This window comes from Clostridium sp. Marseille-P299, assembly GCF_900078195.1.
In the GTDB taxonomy this organism is placed as follows: Bacteria; Bacillota; Clostridia; order Lachnospirales; family Lachnospiraceae; genus Lachnoclostridium.
This window is the reverse complement of record NZ_FJVE01000007.1, coordinates 1,100,549-1,121,624: the sequence shown is the minus strand read 5'-3', so window position 1 is coordinate 1,121,624 and position 21,076 is coordinate 1,100,549. Positions and strand designations below refer to the sequence as shown.

Sequence of the window (21,076 nt, the reverse complement as noted above, 5' to 3'; positions counted from 1 at the left end):
TTATTGTATATCATTTCCAATCATTAATTCAATGGTTTTTACTTTCTTTCCTGTCAATTGTTCACTTCTACTATCTGGCGCTTGGCCACCAATATATACGCAAACTTTCCCCTGCTTGATTCGGAATTTTCCATCCTCATCGTACAATCCGAATGCTTCTACAGGGAGATGAATTACGATTTCTTTTTCTTCTCCAGGCTTTAGTTCTACTTTCTTAATACCTTTTAGTTGAGCATTTGGAGTGTTCTCTTCACACACTTTGACATAGGCTTGAACCGTCTCTACTCCCTGCATTGAGCCAACATTTTTTATGATAGCCCTAATATCGATTCCATCCATTTTGATATCTGTTTGATTTGCTTCAACATTACTAATTTCAAAATTCGTATAAGATAAGCCATAACCAAATGGGTATAATGCCTCCTGTTTCATATAACGATAAGTTCTTCCTGCCATGTTATAATCAGTAAAATCCGGAAGTTCCTCACTGGAATGATAGAAGGTTACTGGAAGTCTACCTTCTGGGCTCTTTTCTCCAAATAGAATCTCTGCGATAGCTCTTCCACCTTGTGCCCCAGGGTACCATCCCTGTAAAATAGCTGGGATATGCTCCTGTGCCCAATTAACCGCTAATGCACTACCAGAAAGTAGCACTAATACTACAGGCTTTCCAGATTGATTAATCGTCTCTAATACCTCTTGTTGAATTCCTGGAAGATTTAAGTTTGGTTTATCACCACTGGCAAATTCATTGCCACGATCACCTTCTTCTCCTTCCAAGCTAGAATCCAGTCCCATACATGCGATAATAACATCACTATCTTCACAAATCCCCTTAACTTCTGCGATACGGTCATTTGGTTTTCCTAAGCCTTGGATTCTATTATGACATAAATGACATCCATCCGATGCCATAACTCTAACTTCATCACCTAAATATTCTTGAATTCCTTCAAGAATTGTCCAATATCTAGAAGCGGTTCCTTCGTAATTTCCAACCAATGCTTTACGATTATTTGCGTTTGGTCCAATTACCCCAAGGGTTTTAATCTTACTTTTATTCAGTGGTAAAAGATTATGTTCATTTCTTAACAATACGACACATTTTGAAGCAGCTTCAAGGTTCAGCTCTTGCATCTGCTTACTATCTACAACAGAATACGGAATCTTATCAAATGGATTTACTCCTTTTTCATCAAACACTCCTAATTTCATTCTGGTTGTAAATAAATTAATTAATGCCTCATCAAGACGCTCTTCTTTTACCTTACCCTCCAAAACTGCTTGCTTTAGATAATAAAATAAATTTCCACAATTTAAATCGCAACCATTATTCATTGCCATAGAAACAGATTCCACTGGTGTATTTGTCACCTGGTGTCCTTCATGAAAATCTTTTATCGCCCAGCAATCACTAACTACATGACCTTCAAATCCCCATTCTTTTCTTAAAATATCAATAAGAAGCGCCTTACTTCCACAACAAGGCTCTCCATTGGTTCTGTTATAGGCACCCATCACTGCCTCAACTTTTGCTTCCTGTACACAAGCTTTAAAGGCTGGTAAATATGTTTCATATAGATCCTGTTTATTAACAACAGCGTTAAAACTATGTCTTACATCCTCAGGCCCACTATGAACTGCGAAATGCTTTGCACAGGCCGCTGCTTTTAAATAATTTTCATCATGACCTTGTAACCCCTTAACAAAGCGTACTCCTAATCGTGAGGTTAAATATGGGTCTTCACCAAACGTTTCATGACCTCTTCCCCATCTAGGATCGCGAAATATATTTACATTTGGAGACCAGAAAGTCAAACCTTTATATATGTCAGTATCTTCAAACCTTTGCTGCATATTGAATTTTGCTCTACCTTCTGTAGAAATTGCATCTGCTACTTTTTCTATAAAATCCTCATCAAATGTTGCAGCTAATCCTATTGCTTGAGGAAATACAGTGGCAACTCCTGCTCTTGCTACCCCATGCAAAGCTTCACTCCACCAATTATATGCCTTTATACCTAAGCGTTCTATTGCTGGTGCACTATGTAATGTTTGATCCACTTTTTCTTCTAGGCTCATTTTAGCCACTAGCTCTTTTGCACGCTCCTGATACTGCTTAATCTTAACTATGTTATTTGTAATATCCATAAAGACCTCCTCATCACGAAGTATTTCAATTTTAGTTCATACTAGCTGATTCTTATTATATTTCTCTTTTTCTTTCTACGCTCCCTATTCGTTGCGTTTATATAGTCATTTCTTGCTATTTTCATCAATATTCATAATTTAAAAATCATATATTATAATCCATTTACAAATATAGTTAATCATTCTACAATGGAATTAAACTTTGAAATAACTGTAAAAGGAGGAGCTGTAATGTCAATTTCTATTTACCAAAACCCAATCCTTCCCGGATTTCATCCCGACCCATCCATTTGTAGGGTTGGTGAAGATTACTATTTAGTTAATTCAACCTTTTCATACTTCCCTGGTGTTCCTATCTTTCATAGCAAAGATTTAATTCACTGGACGCAGATTGGTAATATTCTTGACCGTGAAGAACAGCTTAACCTATCAGAAACAGAACATAGTGGAGGAATCTTTGCTCCTACCATACGCTACTATCAAGGTACATATTATATGATTACTACAAATGTAACCCATGGAGGAAATTTTATTGTAACAGCTCAAAAACCTACTGGTCCTTGGTCGAATCCGTATTTTCTTGAGGATGCGGACGGAATCGATCCTTCTCTCTTTTTTGATGATGATGGACGTTGTTATTATTGCGGTACAAAAGGAAGAAGGGAAGGCGGTGCTTTTTAGGGAGATAATGAAATATATATTCAGGAATTAGATTTAAAAACGATGAAACTGATTGGACCTTCCTATGCAGCTTGGCATGGAGCTCTTAGAGACGGTGAATGGCAAGAAGGGCCTCATATCTATAAAAAAGATGGTTATTATTATTTGATGATTGCAGAGGGTGGCACTGGTCTAAACCACGCAGTAACAATCGCTAGAAGCAAAAGTCTAACAACACCTTTTGAAGGTTGTAAGAGAAATCCTATTCTTACCCATAGACATCTTGGTAAGAATTATCCAATTATCAATACTGGGCATGCAGATCTTGTAGAAACTTCAACAGGGGAATGGTTTATGGTTCTTCTTGCTTCAAGACCTTGTGACGGCTTTTGTAATCTTGGACGGGAAACGTTTCTTGTACCTGTTACTTGGGAGGACGGTTGGCCTGTTGTTAATTATGGAATTGGATTAGTGGAGGAAAAATCCTTCGATGATTCCGTAAAACGCCATTCTATTGTTGAACATTTTGAAACAGATGAATTACCACCTTATTTTTTATACCTTCGTAACCCAATAAAAGAAAACTATAGTTTAAAAGACAATCCTAGTCATTTAAGGCTATATTCTTCACCAATAAGACTCGTAGATAAAAATAGTCCAACCGCCGTTTTCATTCGTCAAACGAACTTTTGTTATTCCTTAGAAGCCAAGCTATTACTCTCTCCATTTGCAGATTCTGTAGAAACGGGCATTGTTTTAATGCAAAGTAATGAATTTCACTATCGCTTTTTTATAACTCCTTTAAAAGAGAATGAGAAAAATCATCTTAGTCTTCAACTCATAGAGTGTAAAAATGGTATCGAAACGATAATTGCGAAAGAAAATATTATAACTTTTAATAATCCAAACTCAGGCGAGAGAACTAATAAAGATTATATCTATTTAAAGGTTTTATCCCAAAGACAACAATTAAGCTTTTCATACTCTTTTAACGAAACGGAATATCATTACTTAACGCAGAATATTGATGCAAGTATATTAAGTACAGAACGTGCTGGAGGATTTGTAGGTACTTGTCTCGGTGTATATATTGGGGATGTTCACAAGGAAGATGGTAAAACAGAGTTTAGAAGTTTTGACTCACAAAAAGAAAATAATTATGCAGATTTCGATTGGATTTCTTATGAAAGTTATTTATAAATTTAAAAAAGGCTGTCGCAAAATAAAATTGTTTCATATGTTTGTTCCATGATTTTCTGTTACGTAACAAACTTGTATTATATACGATGACTTAAAGGCAAAATGACCAATTCTTGACCTTTTCTTTCGTATAAAATACAAGTTTGTTTCTTCTTCGAAAAACATTTGGATGTACATAGTAAAACTTTATTTTGTGATACCCCCTTTATTCTAAGAATAATTACTCCAATTTTTTACCTTACAAAGAATTTTATAACATACACATAAAACTATACGTAACAGACCTTCCATACTATATTTTATTAACATTCCGATAATCTCTTGGACTACAGCCGCATATTTTTTTAAATTCTCGATTAAAAGTTCTTGGAGTTTCATAACCACAAGTCATACTAATACTAAGTATGCTATCCTGTGTTCCTCGTAGCAAACTTTTAGCAAAATCAATCCTTAGCATATTCACATAGTCGCTTAAACTAACTTTAAGCTTTTCATTAAAAATTCTTGATACACTATACTTACTGATTCCCAAATATTCTGCTAATAAATCAAGAGATATCATTTCTGTAAAATGTTCAGATAAATACATAATTAATCGTTCCATTCTCCCAGGTGGCTGGATATCTGTATTCTTAACTAATTTTAAATATGGCAACACCAATGCTAAAATTAATTGAATATATGCTTTCATAAGTGATACATTCTCTGCTGAAACATTTAACGCCATAATGGAATTAATTAAATACGGTACATCCTTATGTACTATCTCTGAATGTAGCAATGGTACCTCTGGATGACTTTTTATTAAAACAGAATGATAATCCCCCGCCATTTCTAACGGACACAATATAAGAATTGCTTTAGAAGCATCAAAGGTTTCATAGCTATGAATTCTATTTGGAAACACAATAGCAAAATCACCCTTCCTTAACTGATATTCTCTCCCATCAATGCCAACGAAAAGTCCATTTCCAATACCATAAATAATTTCAATGTAGGTGTGCAAGTGTGATGGAAATGTTAAATTCTCAATGTTAAAAGCGCTAAATAACTCCGAACGATTTTCATAATTAAGCATAGTCCCTCCTATTTAACGTAATGGCTGCTCATAGTCCGAGAAAAAACACATGTACGGTACCATATAAATATGATTTTACTTATATAGTCCCAAATCACTAATAGTGCAAGAAATGTCCAATTTTATATATCTTATGTCACGTATTATATATTAACTCGTGCTACAATACAATTATGAATGTTAAATAAATCCAGAAAGTGTAAAGTCAAGCTAGTAACAACTAACTAAGGTAGTGTGAAAATCAAAAAAAATTTCACATACAAGTTTGTGTTTGCGCACCACAAACTTTTTATACACAATACACGTGCGCAAGAATGGGGATTCGTATGAAACATTATATGGCTATTATTGGATATGGTGGCATGGGAGCATGGCATGTTAAGAATGTCTTATCTAGAATACCAGAAATTCATGTAAAAGGAGTCTTTGATATTCGAGAGGAAGCCTTAGAAAAAGCGAAAGAAAACGGATTACATATTTATTCAAATGTAAATGAATTGTTGAATGATGATGAGTTAGACATTGTTACAATCGCAACCCCAAACAATTTTCACAAAGATTATGTGATTCGTTGTTTAAAAGCCCAAAAACATGTGGTATGCGAAAAGCCAGTCACAATGAATGTAGCAGAATTAGAGGAAATTTTAGAAGTGGCAAATGCTGAAGATAGAGTTTTCTCCGTTCATCAAAACCGTAGATGGGATAAAGATTATGTTATAGTGAAGCAACTATTGTCTGAAAATCAACTTGGAAAACCTTATTTTATAGAAAGTCGAGTTCAAGGTTCTAGACGGGCTATGCATGGTTGGCGAGGTCACAAAATCAATGGCGGTGGCATGGTTCTAGACTGGGGTGTTCATTTAATTGATCAAATTTTAAATTTAATTGATTCAAAGGTAGTTTCCATTACAGCTCATTTATTTAATTTATATTCCGACGAAGTTGATGATAATATTAAAATTCTACTTCGTTTTGAAAATGGAGTTTCTGCCTTGTGCGAAATGTCCACCAATTGTCTGATTAATTTACCAAGATGGCATGTTACCTGTACCGATGGTACTTTCGTTATAGATGATTGGAGTTGCAATGGTAAGGTTGTAAAATTAAATACAGATACCAATATGGAGTGGTCCGATGATATTGTTTATACGAAAGCCGGCCCAACCAGAACCATGGCTCCACGTCCAGTGCATACAACCGATGTATTAGAGCTACCAGAAGTAACAACTGACTGGTCGGATTATTATAAAAATTTTGTAAATGTAATTGAGGGAAAGGAAGAACTCATTGTTAAGCCAGAACAATCACTTCGAGTAATGAAAGTAATTGAACAAGTATATTTATCTGAAGAAGAAAAACGTGGTGTTTCATGCTTTATATAATTTTGATAATGGATTATTAGTTTCCTTTACTATTAATCCCTATTAGGGGGGTATTGTTGCTTGTAAGGCTAGTGCTTTTTAAGGTGGTTTTCTTAGTTTCCTGTAATGTTAATTCCTATAAAGGAGGATTTATCAATGAGTAAAAAAGCTCTTATTTTTCAAGGCGGTTGGGATGGTCATGAGCCTAAATTAACCTCAAAGCGATTTGCAAACATGCTAATAAAAAATGGTTATGAAGTTACTATTTCAGATACTTTAGATTGTCTTTCAGATGTCAATGAACTAAAAAAGCTAGAGTTAATTGTTGCTTGTTGGACAATGGACCAAATTAATCATGAATATGTAAAAAATGTTTCAGAAGCAGTTGGAACTGGTGTTGGTCTTGCTGGTTGCCATGGTGGAATGTGTGATTCCTTCCGTCAAGATACAGAATGGCAGTTTATAACTGGTGGACAATGGGTCAGCCATCCAGGAGGCGATGGAATTAAATATACAGTAAACATTTGTCATAACTCAAGCGTAATTACAGAAGGGCTTTCAGATTTTGAAGTTTGCAGCGAGCACTATTATTTACATATCGATCCTGCGATTGAAGTTCTTGCTACCACCCGTTTCCCATCTATAAATTACTATCATATCTCAAATAAACCAATCGATATGCCTGTTGCCTGGACAAAATACTGGGGAAATGGTCGAGTATTTTATACCTCTCTTGGTCATCATGATGATGTATTTGATCATTCGCCAAACGCAGCAATAATCATGGAACGTGGAATGCTATGGGCTGGGGAAGGAAAGCAATTTGCGATAGAGCACAACTTAACAACCGATTGTTTTATAAACGATGCAAAGATGTATTAGGAGGATGTTTCTATGATAAAGATTGGTATGGTTGGCGTTGGTGATATTAGTGGCATTTATCTTAAGAATTTTAAGAAAAAATTTCATAATATGAAACTGATCGCTGTTTGTGACCTTATACGTGAGAAGGCAGAAAAGGCAAAAGAAATCTATGACATTCCAAAAATCTATGACACAATGCATGAGATGTTTGCTGATAAGGAAATAGATATTATCCTTAATTTAACTAGACCCTATGAACATTTTGAAGTAAGTAAAGCAGCACTTTTAGCTGGTAAGCATGTATACTCTGAAAAACCTCTCGCTGCTTCTTATGAAGAAGGTTTAAAACTTGTGGAATTAGCAAAAGAAAAAAAGTTAATGCTTGGTGGCGCTCCAGATACCTTTTTAGGCTCAGGAATACAAACCTGTAAAAAATTAATTGAAGATGATTTCATTGGTCAGCCAATTGGTGCAGCTGCATTTATGATTTGTCGCGGGCATGAAAGCTGGCATCCAGATCCAGAATTTTATTATAAATATGGTGGTGGACCTATGATGGATATGGGGCCATATTATATTACTGCTCTCATAAATTTACTAGGTGGGATAAAAAGCGTAACTGGGATTGCAAGAACTCCTTTCAAACAAAGAACAATCACCAGTACCCCAAAGAAAGGACAAATAATTGATGTTGACGTTTCCACCTATGTTTCAGGTCTAATGGAATTTGAAAGTGGAGCAATTGGAACATTATTTACAACCTTTGATGTTTATTATCCTGGACAGGCGAGATTTGAAATCTATGGCTCCAAAGGTACATTATTCGTACCTGATCCAAATACCTTTAGTGGACCAATTAAGTTACTACGTCCAGAAGATGGTGAAATTAAGGAAATGCCTTTATTGTTTGACTACTCAGATAATAGTAGAGGATTAGGATTGATGGATATGGTTACAGCAATAGAAACTGCTACCCCATTTCGTGCTTCATATAACCAAACACTGCATGTTCTTGAAGTAATGAACGCTTTTCAAAAAAGTAGCGAGGCGAAAAGTGCAATACAGATTAAAAATAAATTTACATTATTTCCACCAAGATAAATTCAAATTTAGTCTATTCATCAAATTTATGTATGTCCCAAAATTCTCATTTAATCAAATTAATTTGCGCAAGAAAGAGACATTATAACTCTCTTACTTGCGCTCTTATTCTTATTTACAGCCCTGATCATTTTTTTGATACCCTGCATTGTAATATCTATGCCTATTTTTCGTCTTATTCTTATATTCAATTGCAACTTTTGGGCATCTACATATGCAAGCCATACAATGTGTACAATCATTCCCCCACTTCGGTCTTTTATCAACAATCTTAATATTGTTAATAGGGCATACAGCTTCGCATTTTCCACAACCAATACAGTCATTTGTTGAATAAAATCCCTTTGATTTAACAAAGAAGGAGTAAAACATCGGATTCACAAATCCACTTTTTACTTTATCAAGAAAAACGCCTTTTCCATTTGGCAACAATTGCCCCTTTTTAATGTATTCTGAAATCTCATACAAAGTCTCATCTGCTTTTTCCATTAGCTTCTTTGCTGTTTCATCATCCTGTACCTCATACATGACAATATAATTATCAGGCATAACCACACCTGCAATTCCTTGAAACTTCATTTTTCTATCATTACAAATCTTCTTTACATGCTCAATGGAATTTCCTATATCAGCACCACAAGTTAATACAAAATATACTTTATTACTCCCACTAAACTGGGTTTCATTCATAAATGTTTCAACGATTCTAGGTACTCTCCATGCATATGTTGGACAGACAATGACAAATGGTTTATCCGAATGTAGCTTCTCTTGCTTTGATTTTTTTATTAACGCGTTCATAGAAACAATTTCATCCCCAATTACACTTCCAATTAGTTGCGCTGCATAGCGGCTATTCCCCGTTCCACTAAAATATAAAATCATATCCTATTCTCTACCTTTCTAACTTCATTTTTATATCAGCTATTTCTAATTCATTACAACATAAGTTATGCTCTTAATATTCTTTAACACAAGCATTATTTCAAATTATACCATATAAGCAGTTTAATATAATAGCGCATTATTTACATGGGAATCCTTACAATAAAATTTTTTAAAAAAGTATTTGACAAATTAAAATAAAGGGTATATGATTAAGGCAAATAAAACGACTACATTTGTAGACGATATAAGGAGGCAGTAATATGATAAACTAATGATTTATGTACATCCTAATATACATAGCCAATGCGATTCTATTTTATTTACATATTGGCTAAAAACAATATTGTTTTAATCAAAGTTACGGACTTTAATATATCATCGTTCGTTTATTATAAATGATATGTTTGACGTATTAATTTAAAGGAGTTGGTACTATGGAGGATCAAGGCAAAAAAAGAAACATTACCCCAACGGAATGGGAAGTTATGAGAGTCGTTTGGGCGCAAGGGGAAACAACAAGTAAAGATGTCTTTACTGTATTAAATGAAAAAAATGACTGGAAATCAACTACAGTAAAAACTTTATTGGGGCGCTTGGTTGATAAAGGAATGCTTTCCACAAAAAAAGTTGGAAATAAATTTCTTTATACTCCTTTGGTGGAACAAAGAAAAAGTGTTCAATACATTGCCGATGACTTATTATCAAGAATTTGTTCTACTAAAGTAGGAAGTTTAATTGAAACCATAATTACAGAGAGTGAATTAAGCTTTGATGATATCGATCGATTAGAGGCAATGCTAAAAGAAAAAAGAAAGACAGCAGTTGACGAAGTTAAGTGCAATTGCACCCCTGGACAATGTCAATGCCATATGGTTGACGAGGTGCACTAGCACTATGCAATTGCACCCCTGGACAGTGTCAATGTCATATGGTTGACGAGGTGCAGAAGCATTATGCAATTGCACCCCCGGACAATGACAATGTCATATGGTTGACGAGGTGCCGTTGCAAAATGCAACTGCACTATGCAATTGCACCCCCGGACATTGTCAATGCCATATGGTTGATGAGGTGCACTTTAAATAATAAGTAAGGAGATGATTTTATGGAAAATAAAGTATTTAATATCGAAGGTATGTCCTGCGCTTCTTGCGCTGCGGCTGTCGAAAAAGCTACTTCGAAATTATCTGGTGTCTCGAAGGCTTCTGTTAACTTAGCGACTGAAAAGTTAACGGTAGAATTTGATAAAAGCCAAACATCCGAAAAGGATATTCAAAAAGCTGTTGCAGACGCTGGCTTTAAGGCAATTATAAATGTACAACATAAAACTTTTTCTATCGATGGTATGTCTTGTGCTTCTTGTTCTCAGGCAGTTGAAAAAGCAGTCAATAAGTTATCTGGTATTACAACTGCAAGTGTAAACTTAGCAACGGAAAAGATGTTTGTAGAATATGATCCATCTGTACTAAATGTAGCTGATATTACAAAGGCAGTTACTGATGCTGGTTATACAGCAACTGAAGAAATTGATTCCACAAGCACAGTAGATAAGGATAGGGAAAAGAAACAACAGCATATCAAAGAAATGTGGAACCGTTTCTGGCTATCTGCAGTCTTTGCAATTCCATTACTCTATGTTGCAATGGGACATATGATTGGTTTACCACTACCTAGCATTATCGATCCTATGATGCATTCTAGTAATTTTGCATTATTACAATTGGCATTAACAATTCCTATTATATATTTAGGTAGAAGTTTCTTTATCGTTGGATATAAATCACTATTTAGAGGACATCCAAATATGGATTCCTTAGTTGCATTAGGAACAAGTGCAGCCGTAGTTTATAGTTTGTATGGTACAATTATGGTAGTAAGTGGTGACCATCATTTTTCAATGGAACTTTACTATGAATCTGCTGGTGTTATCTTAACTCTTATTACTTTAGGTAAATATTTTGAAGCAGTTTCCAAAGGTAAAACCTCTGAAGCCATTAAAAAATTAATGGGCCTTACTCCAAAAAACGCTATTGTTATTCGTAATAATGAAGAAGTTGAAATACCAGTGGATGCGGTTTTAGTAGATGATATTATTGTTGTTCGACCTGGTGAGAAAATTCCAGTAGATGGTGTTATAACAGAAGGAAGTACCTCCATTGATGAATCTATGTTAACTGGTGAAAGTATTCCAGTGGAGAAAAAGATAGGCGATAATGTAATTGGCGCAAGTATTAATAAAAATGGTAGTTTTAAATTTAGAGCAACTAAAATAGGTAAAGATACTACTTTATCTCAGATTATTAAATTAGTTGAAGATGCTCAAGGTTCCAAAGCTCCAATCGCTAAAATGGCAGATAAAATTTCAGGAGTATTTGTACCAATCGTAATTGTTTTAGCAATCCTTTCTGGTCTTGCATGGTTCTTCATTGGTGGAGAATCTTGGATTTTCGCACTTACCATTACTATTTCAGTATTAGTAATTGCTTGCCCTTGTGCTCTTGGTTTAGCTACTCCTACTGCTATCATGGTTGGTACAGGAAAAGGTGCTGAAAACGGTGTTTTAATTAAGAGTGGTGACGCATTAGAAACTACTCATAAAATTAAAACAATTGTATTTGATAAAACAGGTACAATCACAGAAGGTAAACCAAAGGTAACCGATATTATTACTTCACAAAATATTTCACAGGATGAATTACTAAGATTGGCTGCTTCTGCAGAAAAAGGCTCTGAACATCCTCTTGGAGAAGCAATTGTAAATGGTGCAGTTGAAAGAAATCTAGACCTTTCTAAAACAGATTCATTTGAAGCAATTCCTGGTCATGGAATTGAAGTTTCCATTGAAGGAAGTACTCTTTTACTTGGAAATAAAAAATTAATGGATGATAAAAAAATAGATTTAGGAAATCTTGCATCCGTTTCAGATAACCTTGCTGAACAAGGTAAAACTCCAATGTACATTGCAAAAGATGGTCAAATCGCAGGTATTATAGCCGTTGCAGATACAATCAAACAAAGTAGTGCGATGGCAATTAAAAAACTTCACAAGATGGGTATTGAAGTTGCAATGATTACAGGTGATAATAAACGTACTGCGGATGCAATTGCAAAACAAGTTGGAATTGATAGAGTCCTTAGTGAAGTTTTACCAGAAGACAAAGCTTCTGAAGTTAAAAAACTGCAAGCAGAAGGCAAAAAAGTTGCCATGGTTGGTGATGGTATCAACGATGCTCCTGCTCTTGCACAAGCAGACATTGGTATCGCCATTGGTTCTGGAACAGATGTTGCCATGGAATCTGCGGATATCGTATTAATGAGAAGTGATTTAATGGATGTTCCAACTGCTGTTGAATTAAGTAAGTCAACCATTAAAAATATTAAAGAAAACTTATTCTGGGCATTTGCTTATAATACCTTAGGTATCCCAGTAGCAATGGGTGTATTACATTTATTTGGTGGCCCATTATTAAACCCAATGATCGCCGGTGCAGCAATGAGTTTTAGTTCTGTATCCGTATTATTAAATGCATTACGTTTAAAGAGATTTAAACCTTCTTCTATTAAATAACAGTTGAAGTTTAAAAATAAATTATAAAGGAGATTTTATTATGAATAAAACAGTTTTTATTGAAGGCATGAAATGCCAAGGATGTGTAGATTCCATTAAGGAAAGATTTGAAGCGATCGCAGGAGTTGATGCTGCAGAAGTTGATTTAGCAAATAAGAAAGCTACTATCACTGGTAGTAAAGACGTATCTCTTGATGAATTAAGAAAATCATTAGAGGGAACAAAGTTTACTATATCTGAATAATTAACAAAAATGTATCTAATGCAGTCAAATTTATAGTTTAATAAAAGAAACTGCAACTAGACAACTTCAAATTTAAATTAAAAGAGACTGTCTTATAATAGTAATTTAAAATGATCAATATTGGATCCTTTCTCTACTTTACTATTCTAAGGCAGTCTTTTAGTAATCTACTGTTTTAGGTGCAATCCATAAATACTATTTGCTAACCGTAGAGCTTGGCTTAAAAACATATCGCTCTTATCTAGAGTGGTGTGAAGAAGCTAAAAAACTTTTAGAAAATAATGGAGAGTAAGCAGATGTTGGGACATATTGGTTTTTCATATATAGGATTAATATTTCTGTTGTTGCTGTTCATCCCAAACCTAATTTGGACGAAAAAAACACCGAAAGGATATACCTCTGAAAATGAAAATAAAGTACTTCTGATTTTTGAGAGGGCCGGTGAAGTATTAACTAGTGGTTGTGCTTTGTTATTTACTGATTTCAATCTACATAAGTGGTCAAGTTGGTCTTGGTGGCTGATTACAGCTTTTATACTAATGATAATGTATGAATTTTGGTGGGTACGCTATTTTGGTAGTAATCGAGAATTAGTAGATTTTTATAGCAGTTTTTTAGGTATCCCTGTTGCGGGAGCAACATTGCCTGTGCTTGCCTTTTTCCTACTTGGCATATATGGTAAAGTTGTCTGGATGCTAATTGCAACTATAGTCTTGGGGATTGGACATATAGGAATACATAAGCAGCATTATAATGAAATAAGCGCTTTAAAGTAAAAAGAGGTGCCAAAGGATATACAGACAAAGAGCCGATAACTTGCTATTTAAATGCGGTTATCGGCTCTTTCCCTTTTAACAAAACATTCTTCCTATGCGATTGTTGAAAGATAAAAGCAACTACTACATAGCTATTTCGTGCTATTGTGCTGAATACGGTTCCCATAGGATTACTTCTTTTTCGATAATAAAGCTTGGATTTTTATATGTGGATCTAAAATATTTGAAATTGATTTTCCTGAATTTACACAATATATGTAATAAGCAATATATTTTGAGATGTCTACTCCTTTATACCAAGGTGCATTCAACACTTCCTCACTACGATATGTTGCATTGGTAATAAAGACTGCTTCGATTACCCCTTCATCATAGGCTTTATTATATTGACTAACCCCTTCAGTAAATAATCCAAAGGTTACTGCAATAAAAATACGATTAGCTCCAAGCTCTTTCATTCTTTTTGCTACATCTAAAATTGTTTCCCCCGAAGCAATAATGTCATCTGCAATTAGTATGTCTTTATTACTTACATCTGGTCCAATATATTTATGCTCCTTTACTGGGTATTTACCATGTACCATTTTACGAGATCTTCTCTTATAAAATAATCCCATATCTAAACCCAATTCATTTGCATACAAAAGATTACGGTTTGTACCTCCAAGGTCTGGGCTAACAACTAACATGTTTTCTTCATTTAAGAAAATGTCAGGATAATGTTTATTCATTGCTTTAATCACTTGATATACAGGCATGAGATTATCAAACCCCATAAATGGAACGGCGTTTTGAACTCTATCATCGTGCATGTCAAATGCCATAATATTCTTAACACCAATAGATTCTAGTTCTTTTAAAGCAACTGCACAATCCAAAGATTCCCTTGATATTCTTCGATCTTGCCTTGCTGCATATAACATAGGGGAAATAACAGAAATACGATTTGCTTTACCACCAATGGCAGAGATTACTCTTTTTAGGTTTTGAAAATGTTCATCTGGAGACATAATAACTTCTCTTCCATACATATTGAATTTACAACTATAATTGCCTACATCCATGATAATATAGACATCCATGCCTCTAACTGTACTTTCAAGAATTGCTTTTGCATCCCCAGTTGCAAAGCGTAAAAGCTTCGTATCTATAATCCGACTATCACTAGAATTATAAATACTTTCCAAATAGTAACTAATCTTTTGTGTAAGTTCTTCTGTTCCATACAATGGAATAATAGCTATTGGGACTGTTTCATTATACTTATCGCACATTTAAAACACCTCCTATATTTTCCATTATATATTACTTATTAAATAATTCAATCCGTATGTAAATTTTATACATAATTAAACTATACACTACCCCTCTCTTCAGCTACTTCTCTACAAACTCTTTTTAATCACTTATTTAATAGCTTCTTAATAAATATTATTTTCTATAAGAAAAAAAGTATGAATTTGAATATAAAGATAAAACACCTAAAAAATACCTCGGCTAAAAGTATTTTTAGGTGTTTTATAAATAATGTAATAAATGAACTTAATATACTTATTAATTAATGATCTTTAATAACCGACTAAATTTTTTTATAATTAGATCTATGATTTGATTTTATGTGCAGTTATTATCGTGTAACTGTAAGCATTTACTGTAATTTCACAATTATCTAAAACGATATACCAGTTTTTGCCCCGCCTAATTATGGATGCATCTGGATTTTTTATTATTTCTTTACACCATATAACAACATCATCCACTACCAAAGATAGATTCCTTTTAATTCGTTCTATTCCTAAAACAGTTGTATGCAACTGATCTATATTTAATATCAGTTCACATTCATGGTTATTATAGCTCATAAATTCTTGTAAATTTCTCCTTTAAATAATCAACATAATATGTTGGGTTAAAGGATTCATTCATAATTTCCATTAAGAAATCATCCGTTTTCTTTAACTTACCATATTGATGGATATGCTCTCTTAAGAAAGCAACAATCTTAGAAACTTCACCTTTACGTAAAATTTCATCAATATCCATTTGTTTATCCATATATGCGTAAAGTTGCGCAGCAATTGCATTACCAAGTGCATAAGATGGGAAATAACCAAAGCTACCACCAGACCAGTGAGTATCTTGTAAAATACCTTCCGCATCTGTCTTTGGGCGGATTCCTAAGTACTCTTCATATTTTGCATTCCATAATTCTGGTAATTCTTTTGTTGTAACTTTACCTTCAAAAATAAGCTTTTCAATTTCATAACGAACCATAATATGAAGACAATAGGTTAATTCATCTGCTTCTGTACGGATAAGCCCTGGCTCAACTTTATTAATACCTTTGATAAAATTATCAAGTGATAAATCTTTTAATTCTTCAAAAAATGTTGCTTTTAATCTACCAAAGATAGGTCTCCAAAAAGCTTCACTACGACCAATTACATTTTCAAAAAATCTAGATTGAGATTCGTGCATTCCCATAGAAGCACCACCACCAGCTAATGTTTGAGTAAGTTCATCGGATACACCCATTTCATAAAGTGCATGGCCAGTCTCATGAATAGTGGAAAACATAGCGCTTTCTAAATTATTTTCATAATAATGAGTTGTGATACGAACATCATGATTATGTAATTCTGTTGTAAATGGATGTTCACTCTCTGCAATTACACCTTTATTAAAATCAAATCCTAAGTATGCAGCAATCCATCGATTAAAAGAATCTTGTTTCTTCGTATCAAATGATCTATAGTTATAGCTCTTATCAATCATGTTATTCTTTACAACAACTGCTTTTAATAATGGAACAATTTCTTCCTTTAATTTAGCAAAGAATTCATCTAGTTTTTCAGTTGTAAAGCCTTCTTCAAAATCATCAAGCAATACATCATATAATTTCTGACCTTCTTTTGCTCGATATCCAGCAAAACGTTTGTTAAAATCTATTAATTTATCAAGGTATGGCTCAAACATACTGTAATCATTGGCAGCTTTTGCTTTCTGCCATATCATACCGGATTTAGCTGTTAATTCAGAATACTCTTGATATTCATCTTTTGGAATCTTTTCTAAAGACTGGAATTCTTTTGACCAAATCTTTACGATTCCCTTTTCTTTCTCTGATAAATCAGTTTCACTTTCTAATTCCTTTAAAATTGCTCTTACATCATCGTTCATGATTGTGCCATATAATTCACCAGATAGGCTTCCCATAGCCTTTGCTGTATTGTCGACACCACCCTTTGGCGCTAATGTTTCAAGATCCCAATTTAAAATAGTTAAGGCAGTTGATAACCCCGTTATCTTATCCATATATGGTTGTAGTTTCTGAAAAGTTTCGTTCATAAATACCTCCTTCATATTGTTTCATTTCCTTGTATACTAATTTTAAAAACCTTAATACACAATGATTTGCCATTCCATTCTCATTATATCATGAACAAAGGCAGTTCATGATCTTGTTGCTCCAATCGGTACCCGCAAGCGAGCTTGCGTCTACCTCACTCCGTTCTCATTATATCATGAACAAAAAACGTTCATGATCTTGTCACTCCGATCGGCATCCACAAGCGAGCTTGTGTCTGCCTCACTCCGTTCTCATTATATCATAAAAGCTAATACTCTGAAATAATATATGTAGAAGCTTCATTAAATTTTTATATTTTAGGTTCTAAGCCATTTTTAAATACGTCTATCATTTCATTTGACAAACTGATTTTTATAGGGTTTTCAGGTATCTCTTCCCTTGTTACCCAAACAGCTTCTGCCAATTCATTTTCATCTAATCTTACTTCTGAAGAGCCATCTAAATCTGCAAAGAAACCAACTAGCAAGGAAGAAGAAAATGCCCAAGGCTGATTTTTATAATAACGAATATTTTTAACTTTTAATCCGACCTCTTCCATTACTTCTCTCTCAATCGTTTGCTCTAATGTCTCCCCGATTTCAACAAATCCGGCGACCAAACCATATCTTTTATAAATACCCTTAGAATATTTCGTTAATAAAATTTTATCTCCATCTGTAATAGCAACCATTATTGCTGGTGAAATCTTAGGATACACAATATTATGACAAGAGTCACAGCATAATGCGCGTTCTTTCTGACTTTTTCTCATTTCTTTTCCACAACGTCCACAATATCGATTGTCCTGATAGAAGTGGAAAAGATGCTTACCAGTAATCGCTGCAAATGCTAACCACATTGGTTCAAATGTACGTAGTATTTGTGTATCATACATCTGATAAGAGCTTGATTCCTTTATATCCAAATTCCTAACTAAAAAGAAACAGTTTCCATCAATATGAAAAAGATAATCACTCTTTTCATAAATTAAAGCATCTAATTTTTCAAGATCATGGAATGTTGGTATGCTAGGTTCCTCATCGTTTTTTAACAGGATTTCATTATTTTTATAATATAAAACATAGTCAGTGCTTTTTGGTGCACGGATCTCAAATTCATTTCTAAATCTTAATGGTGTTATATCTTGTATCATTTTAAAAGACCTTTCTAACTTTTTTCTCATTTTATTTCTTCGGCGCACTGGTAGAACTTAATCTTATTCGAATTTCTTCTGCCATCTTTCTATCATGTTCCATTATGTGCATAAAAACATGATTTTGAATCATATCCTTGATTTTAGACAACTCTTCATATGGATGCTTTGATAAATTAGGAACATCTATGCTAAGAACTTCACTTCGAAAAGTTGCATGTTCCTTAACATGTTCCTCTAATTGTGAATACTGCGTTAATTCCATTAGCTTTTCTTCTTCATAAAAATGATAAGCTGTATAATCTCTTAAATCACCCACAATTTTTAAAAGTTGTTCCGATTTAACACCAATACAATGAATCATTAATAGTTGTTCTATATCTCGTCCAATACGAAATAGTTCCTTGTGTTGTTCATCAATATCATTAATATGGATTCGTAATTCATCATTCCAATCAAACTTAAAATCAAACATTTTTATCTCCCCGTTTACTACATTTTATCTTTTGCATTGTTAATTAAACTCGCTTTGATCTCTAATTAACGTTTCATATTTCTAATCATCTGCTTTGTTTCTTTATCAACTCGTAGCGATTCAGTGATTTTTTGTAAAGCTTTATTATAAGTAAAATCATCCAGTGAATTATATTTTAGATACTCCAATGTACGTTCTGGTAATTTGATATAATAAATCGATATTGCCCATGCCACAGCCATTTTTACATAGTATGCATCATGTTTTATTTGATCTAGGGCTTGTAGTGCTTCTGCAATATGCTCTTCATCAACATAGTAATTTAATAACATAACTACTGCAAATCGAATAAAATATTCCCTATCATCTTTTAAATAAGGCTGTATAAATTGCCACATTTCCTTTGGATACTTTTTAGAAATCTTAAGTCCCGCGCAAAAGCTATCACATACAGACCAATTATTGATTTTAGGAAGAAACTCTTCAATATAATGAAACACTAAATCAATATCTTTTAAACCACCAATGACCATGCCCTGCAACATAATTTCTTCAAAGGAATCCTCTGTTGCATTCTCCAAATATTCCATAGGATTATCTTTTAAAATATCCTTCGCAAGCTTGCGTAATGCCGGTAGTCGAACCCCTAAAATATTATCAATTCCCGGTAATAGCTTACTAGTAAATTCTTGATATTTTGGTTCTGCAAGTTCCAATAAATCTTGTTTTATTGATTGTACCATTTAACCCTCTTTCATTATATTTTATATTTGTAGTTCTCTTATTTCAAAATTCTCTTATCTCATGATTCTCTAGCTAAGCAACTGCTCAATATTTGCTTTTGTTCCATGTAAGGATCCTTGCACCATTTCAGGCTTACCGCCACCTTTTCCACTAAAAGCTTCATTTAACATTTTTGCAGTATCTCGCACATCAATTGTTTTACTTCCAAGAATGTATCGATATCCCTCTAAATCATTTCCAACAAAGGCTCCGCAAAGTCCCTTGCACTTTTCCATTGCTCCATTTACAAATTTACGCATTGCATTATTATCAAGTTCTTCATCGAAAAGTATCGCTAATGTAGCATCTTCTTTAATTTGATTTATTGCCTCTGCTACTTGTTTTTCTTGTAATGCAAAGATGCGACCTTTTAAAATACTAATCTCATTCTTTAAGTTCTCAACTGACACGGATATTTTTTCTGGTTTTGCAGATAATAATACTGAGATTTTATTTACGTTTTGTTCTTTCATGTTGTAATCTTCAAGAGCGCGAAAACCACATAACATGCTTACACGAATACCGCCTTTGTATTTTTCAGAATCAATTATTTTAATAATGCCAATTTCACCAGTGTATTTCACGTGTGGAGCACAACATGCACAGCAATCAATCCCTGGAATTTCAACAATACGAACTTGTCCCTCAATCTCTATTTTGCTGCGATACTGGATATTCTTAAGTTCTTCTTTGCTTGGATATAAGACTTCAATTTTAAGATTTCTCGCAACAACTTCATTGGCCTCTAATTCTATCTTTCTTAAATCTTCAGAAGTTAAATCTCCATTAAAATCCATCGTCACTTTTTCTTTTCCCAAATGGAAGCCTACATTGTCATACCCAAAATAGCGATTCACAAGTCCAGATATAATGTGTTCTCCTGTATGCTGTTGCATCTTAGAGAATCGCTCTTTATAATCTATAACTCCTACCACACTTTGTCCTACGATAAGAGGTTCTTTTGTATAATGATAAATAACATCATCTTTTTCACGAACATCATATACTTCTATATCCAAAATTCGTCCAGTATCACTTGTCTGTCCACCACCTTCTGGGAAAAAAGCGGTTTGATCTAATATAATTTGATAAGCATCGTTATCTTTAATACAATCTATCACTTTTGCCTCAAATTCTTTTATATGGCTATCTTCATAGAATAATTTTCTTGTCATTATACTCTCCATTCTTACGCTCACTTTTTGCGTTTGTTGAAGTTTTATTCCTAATGGATCTAGGATATAAGCCTTGTCTGGTTAAGGCTTATCTAGCTTAAGACTTATCTGATTTATTTCTTACCTGGATTAAGACTTATCGTGTTTAAGACTTATCGTGTTTAAGTCTTATCGTGTTTAAGTCTTATCGTGTTTAAGTCTTATCGTGTTTAAGTCTTATCGTATCTAAGTCTTATCGTATCTAAGTCTT

The 21,076-nt window shown here is 33.8% G+C and carries 18 protein-coding genes and 1 pseudogene; 9 read left to right on the top strand and 10 right to left on the bottom strand.

Annotated features, from left to right (window positions below; translation table 11 throughout):
* Positions 1 to 2,151: a glycoside hydrolase family 3 C-terminal domain-containing protein gene (locus tag BN4220_RS12890; RefSeq protein ID WP_066716968.1), complete on the bottom strand. Its 2,151-nt coding sequence runs from the start codon at positions 2,149 to 2,151 to the stop codon at positions 1 to 3.
* Between the two features lie 189 nt (positions 2,152 to 2,340).
* Here BN4220_RS12890 and BN4220_RS20515 point away from each other — a divergent pair.
* Both BN4220_RS20515 and BN4220_RS20510 read left to right on the top strand, forming a co-directional pair.
* Positions 2,341 to 3,246: pseudogene (locus BN4220_RS20515) on the top strand (glycoside hydrolase family 43 protein); the annotation flags it as partial.
* Between the two features lie 36 nt (positions 3,247 to 3,282).
* The gene (locus BN4220_RS20510) at positions 3,283 to 4,011 is read left to right on the top strand and encodes a beta-xylosidase family glycoside hydrolase (protein WP_242867838.1); all 729 of its coding nucleotides are present in this window, start codon (positions 3,283 to 3,285) and stop codon (positions 4,009 to 4,011) included.
* Between the two features lie 292 nt (positions 4,012 to 4,303).
* Here BN4220_RS20510 and BN4220_RS12875 read toward each other — a convergent pair whose 3' ends face one another.
* A complete protein-coding gene (locus BN4220_RS12875) occupies positions 4,304 to 5,089 on the bottom strand; it encodes a helix-turn-helix domain-containing protein (RefSeq protein WP_066716956.1) in 786 nt (261 codons plus the stop codon).
* A gap of 326 nt (positions 5,090 to 5,415) precedes the next feature.
* On the opposite strand from BN4220_RS12875, the gene BN4220_RS12870 reads away from it, so the two are divergent.
* The 3 genes from BN4220_RS12870 (at position 5,416) to BN4220_RS12860 (ending at position 8,415) form a co-directional block, all read left to right on the top strand.
* Positions 5,416 to 6,471: a Gfo/Idh/MocA family protein gene (locus BN4220_RS12870; RefSeq protein ID WP_066716954.1), complete on the top strand. Its 1,056-nt coding sequence runs from the start codon at positions 5,416 to 5,418 to the stop codon at positions 6,469 to 6,471.
* A 135-nt stretch (positions 6,472 to 6,606) separates the two neighbouring features.
* On the top strand, positions 6,607 to 7,332 hold the full coding sequence (locus BN4220_RS12865; RefSeq protein ID WP_066716951.1) for a ThuA domain-containing protein: 726 nt from the start codon (positions 6,607 to 6,609) through the stop codon (positions 7,330 to 7,332).
* Between the two features lie 12 nt (positions 7,333 to 7,344).
* A complete protein-coding gene (locus BN4220_RS12860; protein WP_066716948.1) occupies positions 7,345 to 8,415 on the top strand; it encodes a Gfo/Idh/MocA family protein in 1,071 nt (356 codons plus the stop codon).
* A gap of 111 nt (positions 8,416 to 8,526) precedes the next feature.
* Here the strand turns inward: BN4220_RS12860 and BN4220_RS12855 are convergent, their stop codons facing one another.
* Entirely contained in the window at positions 8,527 to 9,300 is a 774-nt protein-coding gene (locus BN4220_RS12855) for an EFR1 family ferrodoxin (RefSeq protein WP_066716945.1), read from the bottom strand.
* A gap of 437 nt (positions 9,301 to 9,737) precedes the next feature.
* On the opposite strand from BN4220_RS12855, the gene BN4220_RS12850 reads away from it, so the two are divergent.
* From BN4220_RS12850 to BN4220_RS12835, 4 genes are all read left to right on the top strand, one after another.
* Positions 9,738 to 10,193 carry a CopY/TcrY family copper transport repressor gene (locus BN4220_RS12850; protein ID WP_066716942.1) on the top strand — a complete coding sequence of 152 codons (456 nt, stop codon included), beginning with the start codon at positions 9,738 to 9,740 and terminating at the stop codon, positions 10,191 to 10,193.
* 215 nt (positions 10,194 to 10,408) lie between these two features.
* Positions 10,409 to 12,871: a heavy metal translocating P-type ATPase gene (locus tag BN4220_RS12845; RefSeq protein ID WP_066716939.1), complete on the top strand. Its 2,463-nt coding sequence runs from the start codon at positions 10,409 to 10,411 to the stop codon at positions 12,869 to 12,871.
* A 40-nt stretch (positions 12,872 to 12,911) separates the two neighbouring features.
* Positions 12,912 to 13,115 carry a heavy-metal-associated domain-containing protein gene (locus BN4220_RS12840; protein WP_066716937.1) on the top strand — a complete coding sequence of 68 codons (204 nt, stop codon included), beginning with the start codon at positions 12,912 to 12,914 and terminating at the stop codon, positions 13,113 to 13,115.
* A gap of 299 nt (positions 13,116 to 13,414) precedes the next feature.
* A complete protein-coding gene (locus tag BN4220_RS12835) occupies positions 13,415 to 13,891 on the top strand; it encodes a hypothetical protein (protein WP_066720939.1) in 477 nt (158 codons plus the stop codon).
* A gap of 170 nt (positions 13,892 to 14,061) precedes the next feature.
* Here the strand turns inward: BN4220_RS12835 and prs are convergent, their stop codons facing one another.
* From prs to BN4220_RS12800, 7 genes are all read right to left on the bottom strand, one after another.
* The gene (gene prs / locus BN4220_RS12830; protein ID WP_066716934.1) at positions 14,062 to 15,165 is read right to left on the bottom strand and encodes a ribose-phosphate diphosphokinase; all 1,104 of its coding nucleotides are present in this window, start codon (positions 15,163 to 15,165) and stop codon (positions 14,062 to 14,064) included.
* Between the two features lie 327 nt (positions 15,166 to 15,492).
* The gene (locus tag BN4220_RS12825) at positions 15,493 to 15,753 is read right to left on the bottom strand and encodes a DUF3781 domain-containing protein (protein WP_066716931.1); all 261 of its coding nucleotides are present in this window, start codon (positions 15,751 to 15,753) and stop codon (positions 15,493 to 15,495) included.
* Positions 15,743 to 17,239 (bottom strand): carboxypeptidase M32, encoded by a 1,497-nt coding sequence (locus BN4220_RS12820; RefSeq protein WP_066716928.1) that lies wholly within the window; start codon positions 17,237 to 17,239, stop codon positions 15,743 to 15,745. The genes BN4220_RS12825 and BN4220_RS12820 overlap by 11 nt, the downstream gene beginning before the upstream one ends.
* A 311-nt stretch (positions 17,240 to 17,550) precedes the next feature.
* Positions 17,551 to 18,423, bottom strand: coding sequence for an NAD(+) diphosphatase (nudC, locus tag BN4220_RS12815; protein ID WP_347477092.1), 873 nt, complete (start codon positions 18,421 to 18,423; stop codon positions 17,551 to 17,553).
* 1 nt (position 18,424) lies between these two features.
* Positions 18,425 to 18,868, bottom strand: a complete 444-nt coding sequence (locus BN4220_RS12810) for a bacteriohemerythrin (protein ID WP_066716923.1) — start codon at positions 18,866 to 18,868, stop codon at positions 18,425 to 18,427.
* A 65-nt stretch (positions 18,869 to 18,933) separates the two neighbouring features.
* Positions 18,934 to 19,611 (bottom strand): DNA alkylation repair protein, encoded by a 678-nt coding sequence (locus BN4220_RS12805; RefSeq protein WP_066716921.1) that lies wholly within the window; start codon positions 19,609 to 19,611, stop codon positions 18,934 to 18,936.
* Between the two features lie 69 nt (positions 19,612 to 19,680).
* Positions 19,681 to 20,826 carry an alanyl-tRNA editing protein gene (locus BN4220_RS12800; protein ID WP_066716918.1) on the bottom strand — a complete coding sequence of 382 codons (1,146 nt, stop codon included), beginning with the start codon at positions 20,824 to 20,826 and terminating at the stop codon, positions 19,681 to 19,683.
* Between the last annotated feature and the right edge of the window lie 250 nt (positions 20,827 to 21,076).

Bases quoted from the DNA above. Each gene is read 5' to 3' on its own strand.
- BN4220_RS12840 (WP_066716937.1), top strand. From the start codon at position 12,912: ATGAATAAAACAGTTTTTATTGAAGGCATGAAATGCCAAGGATGTGTA.
- BN4220_RS12810 (WP_066716923.1), bottom strand. From the start codon at position 18,868: ATGTTTGATTTTAAGTTTGATTGGAATGATGAATTACGAATCCATATT.
- BN4220_RS12855 (WP_066716945.1), bottom strand. From the start codon at position 9,300: ATGATTTTATATTTTAGTGGAACGGGGAATAGCCGCTATGCAGCGCAA.
- BN4220_RS12875 (WP_066716956.1), bottom strand. From the start codon at position 5,089: ATGCTTAATTATGAAAATCGTTCGGAGTTATTTAGCGCTTTTAACATT.
- BN4220_RS12845 (WP_066716939.1), top strand. From the start codon at position 10,409: ATGGAAAATAAAGTATTTAATATCGAAGGTATGTCCTGCGCTTCTTGC.
- BN4220_RS12805 (WP_066716921.1), bottom strand. From the start codon at position 19,611: ATGGTACAATCAATAAAACAAGATTTATTGGAACTTGCAGAACCAAAA.
- BN4220_RS12860 (WP_066716948.1), top strand. From the start codon at position 7,345: ATGATAAAGATTGGTATGGTTGGCGTTGGTGATATTAGTGGCATTTAT.
- nudC (WP_347477092.1), bottom strand. From the start codon at position 18,423: ATGAGAAAAAAGTTAGAAAGGTCTTTTAAAATGATACAAGATATAACA.
- prs (WP_066716934.1), bottom strand. From the start codon at position 15,165: ATGTGCGATAAGTATAATGAAACAGTCCCAATAGCTATTATTCCATTG.
- BN4220_RS12820 (WP_066716928.1), bottom strand. From the start codon at position 17,239: ATGAACGAAACTTTTCAGAAACTACAACCATATATGGATAAGATAACG.
- BN4220_RS12865 (WP_066716951.1), top strand. From the start codon at position 6,607: ATGAGTAAAAAAGCTCTTATTTTTCAAGGCGGTTGGGATGGTCATGAG.
- BN4220_RS12890 (WP_066716968.1), bottom strand. From the start codon at position 2,151: ATGGATATTACAAATAACATAGTTAAGATTAAGCAGTATCAGGAGCGT.
- BN4220_RS12870 (WP_066716954.1), top strand. From the start codon at position 5,416: ATGAAACATTATATGGCTATTATTGGATATGGTGGCATGGGAGCATGG.
- BN4220_RS12850 (WP_066716942.1), top strand. From the start codon at position 9,738: ATGGAGGATCAAGGCAAAAAAAGAAACATTACCCCAACGGAATGGGAA.
- BN4220_RS12825 (WP_066716931.1), bottom strand. From the start codon at position 15,753: ATGAGCTATAATAACCATGAATGTGAACTGATATTAAATATAGATCAG.
- BN4220_RS12800 (WP_066716918.1), bottom strand. From the start codon at position 20,826: ATGACAAGAAAATTATTCTATGAAGATAGCCATATAAAAGAATTTGAG.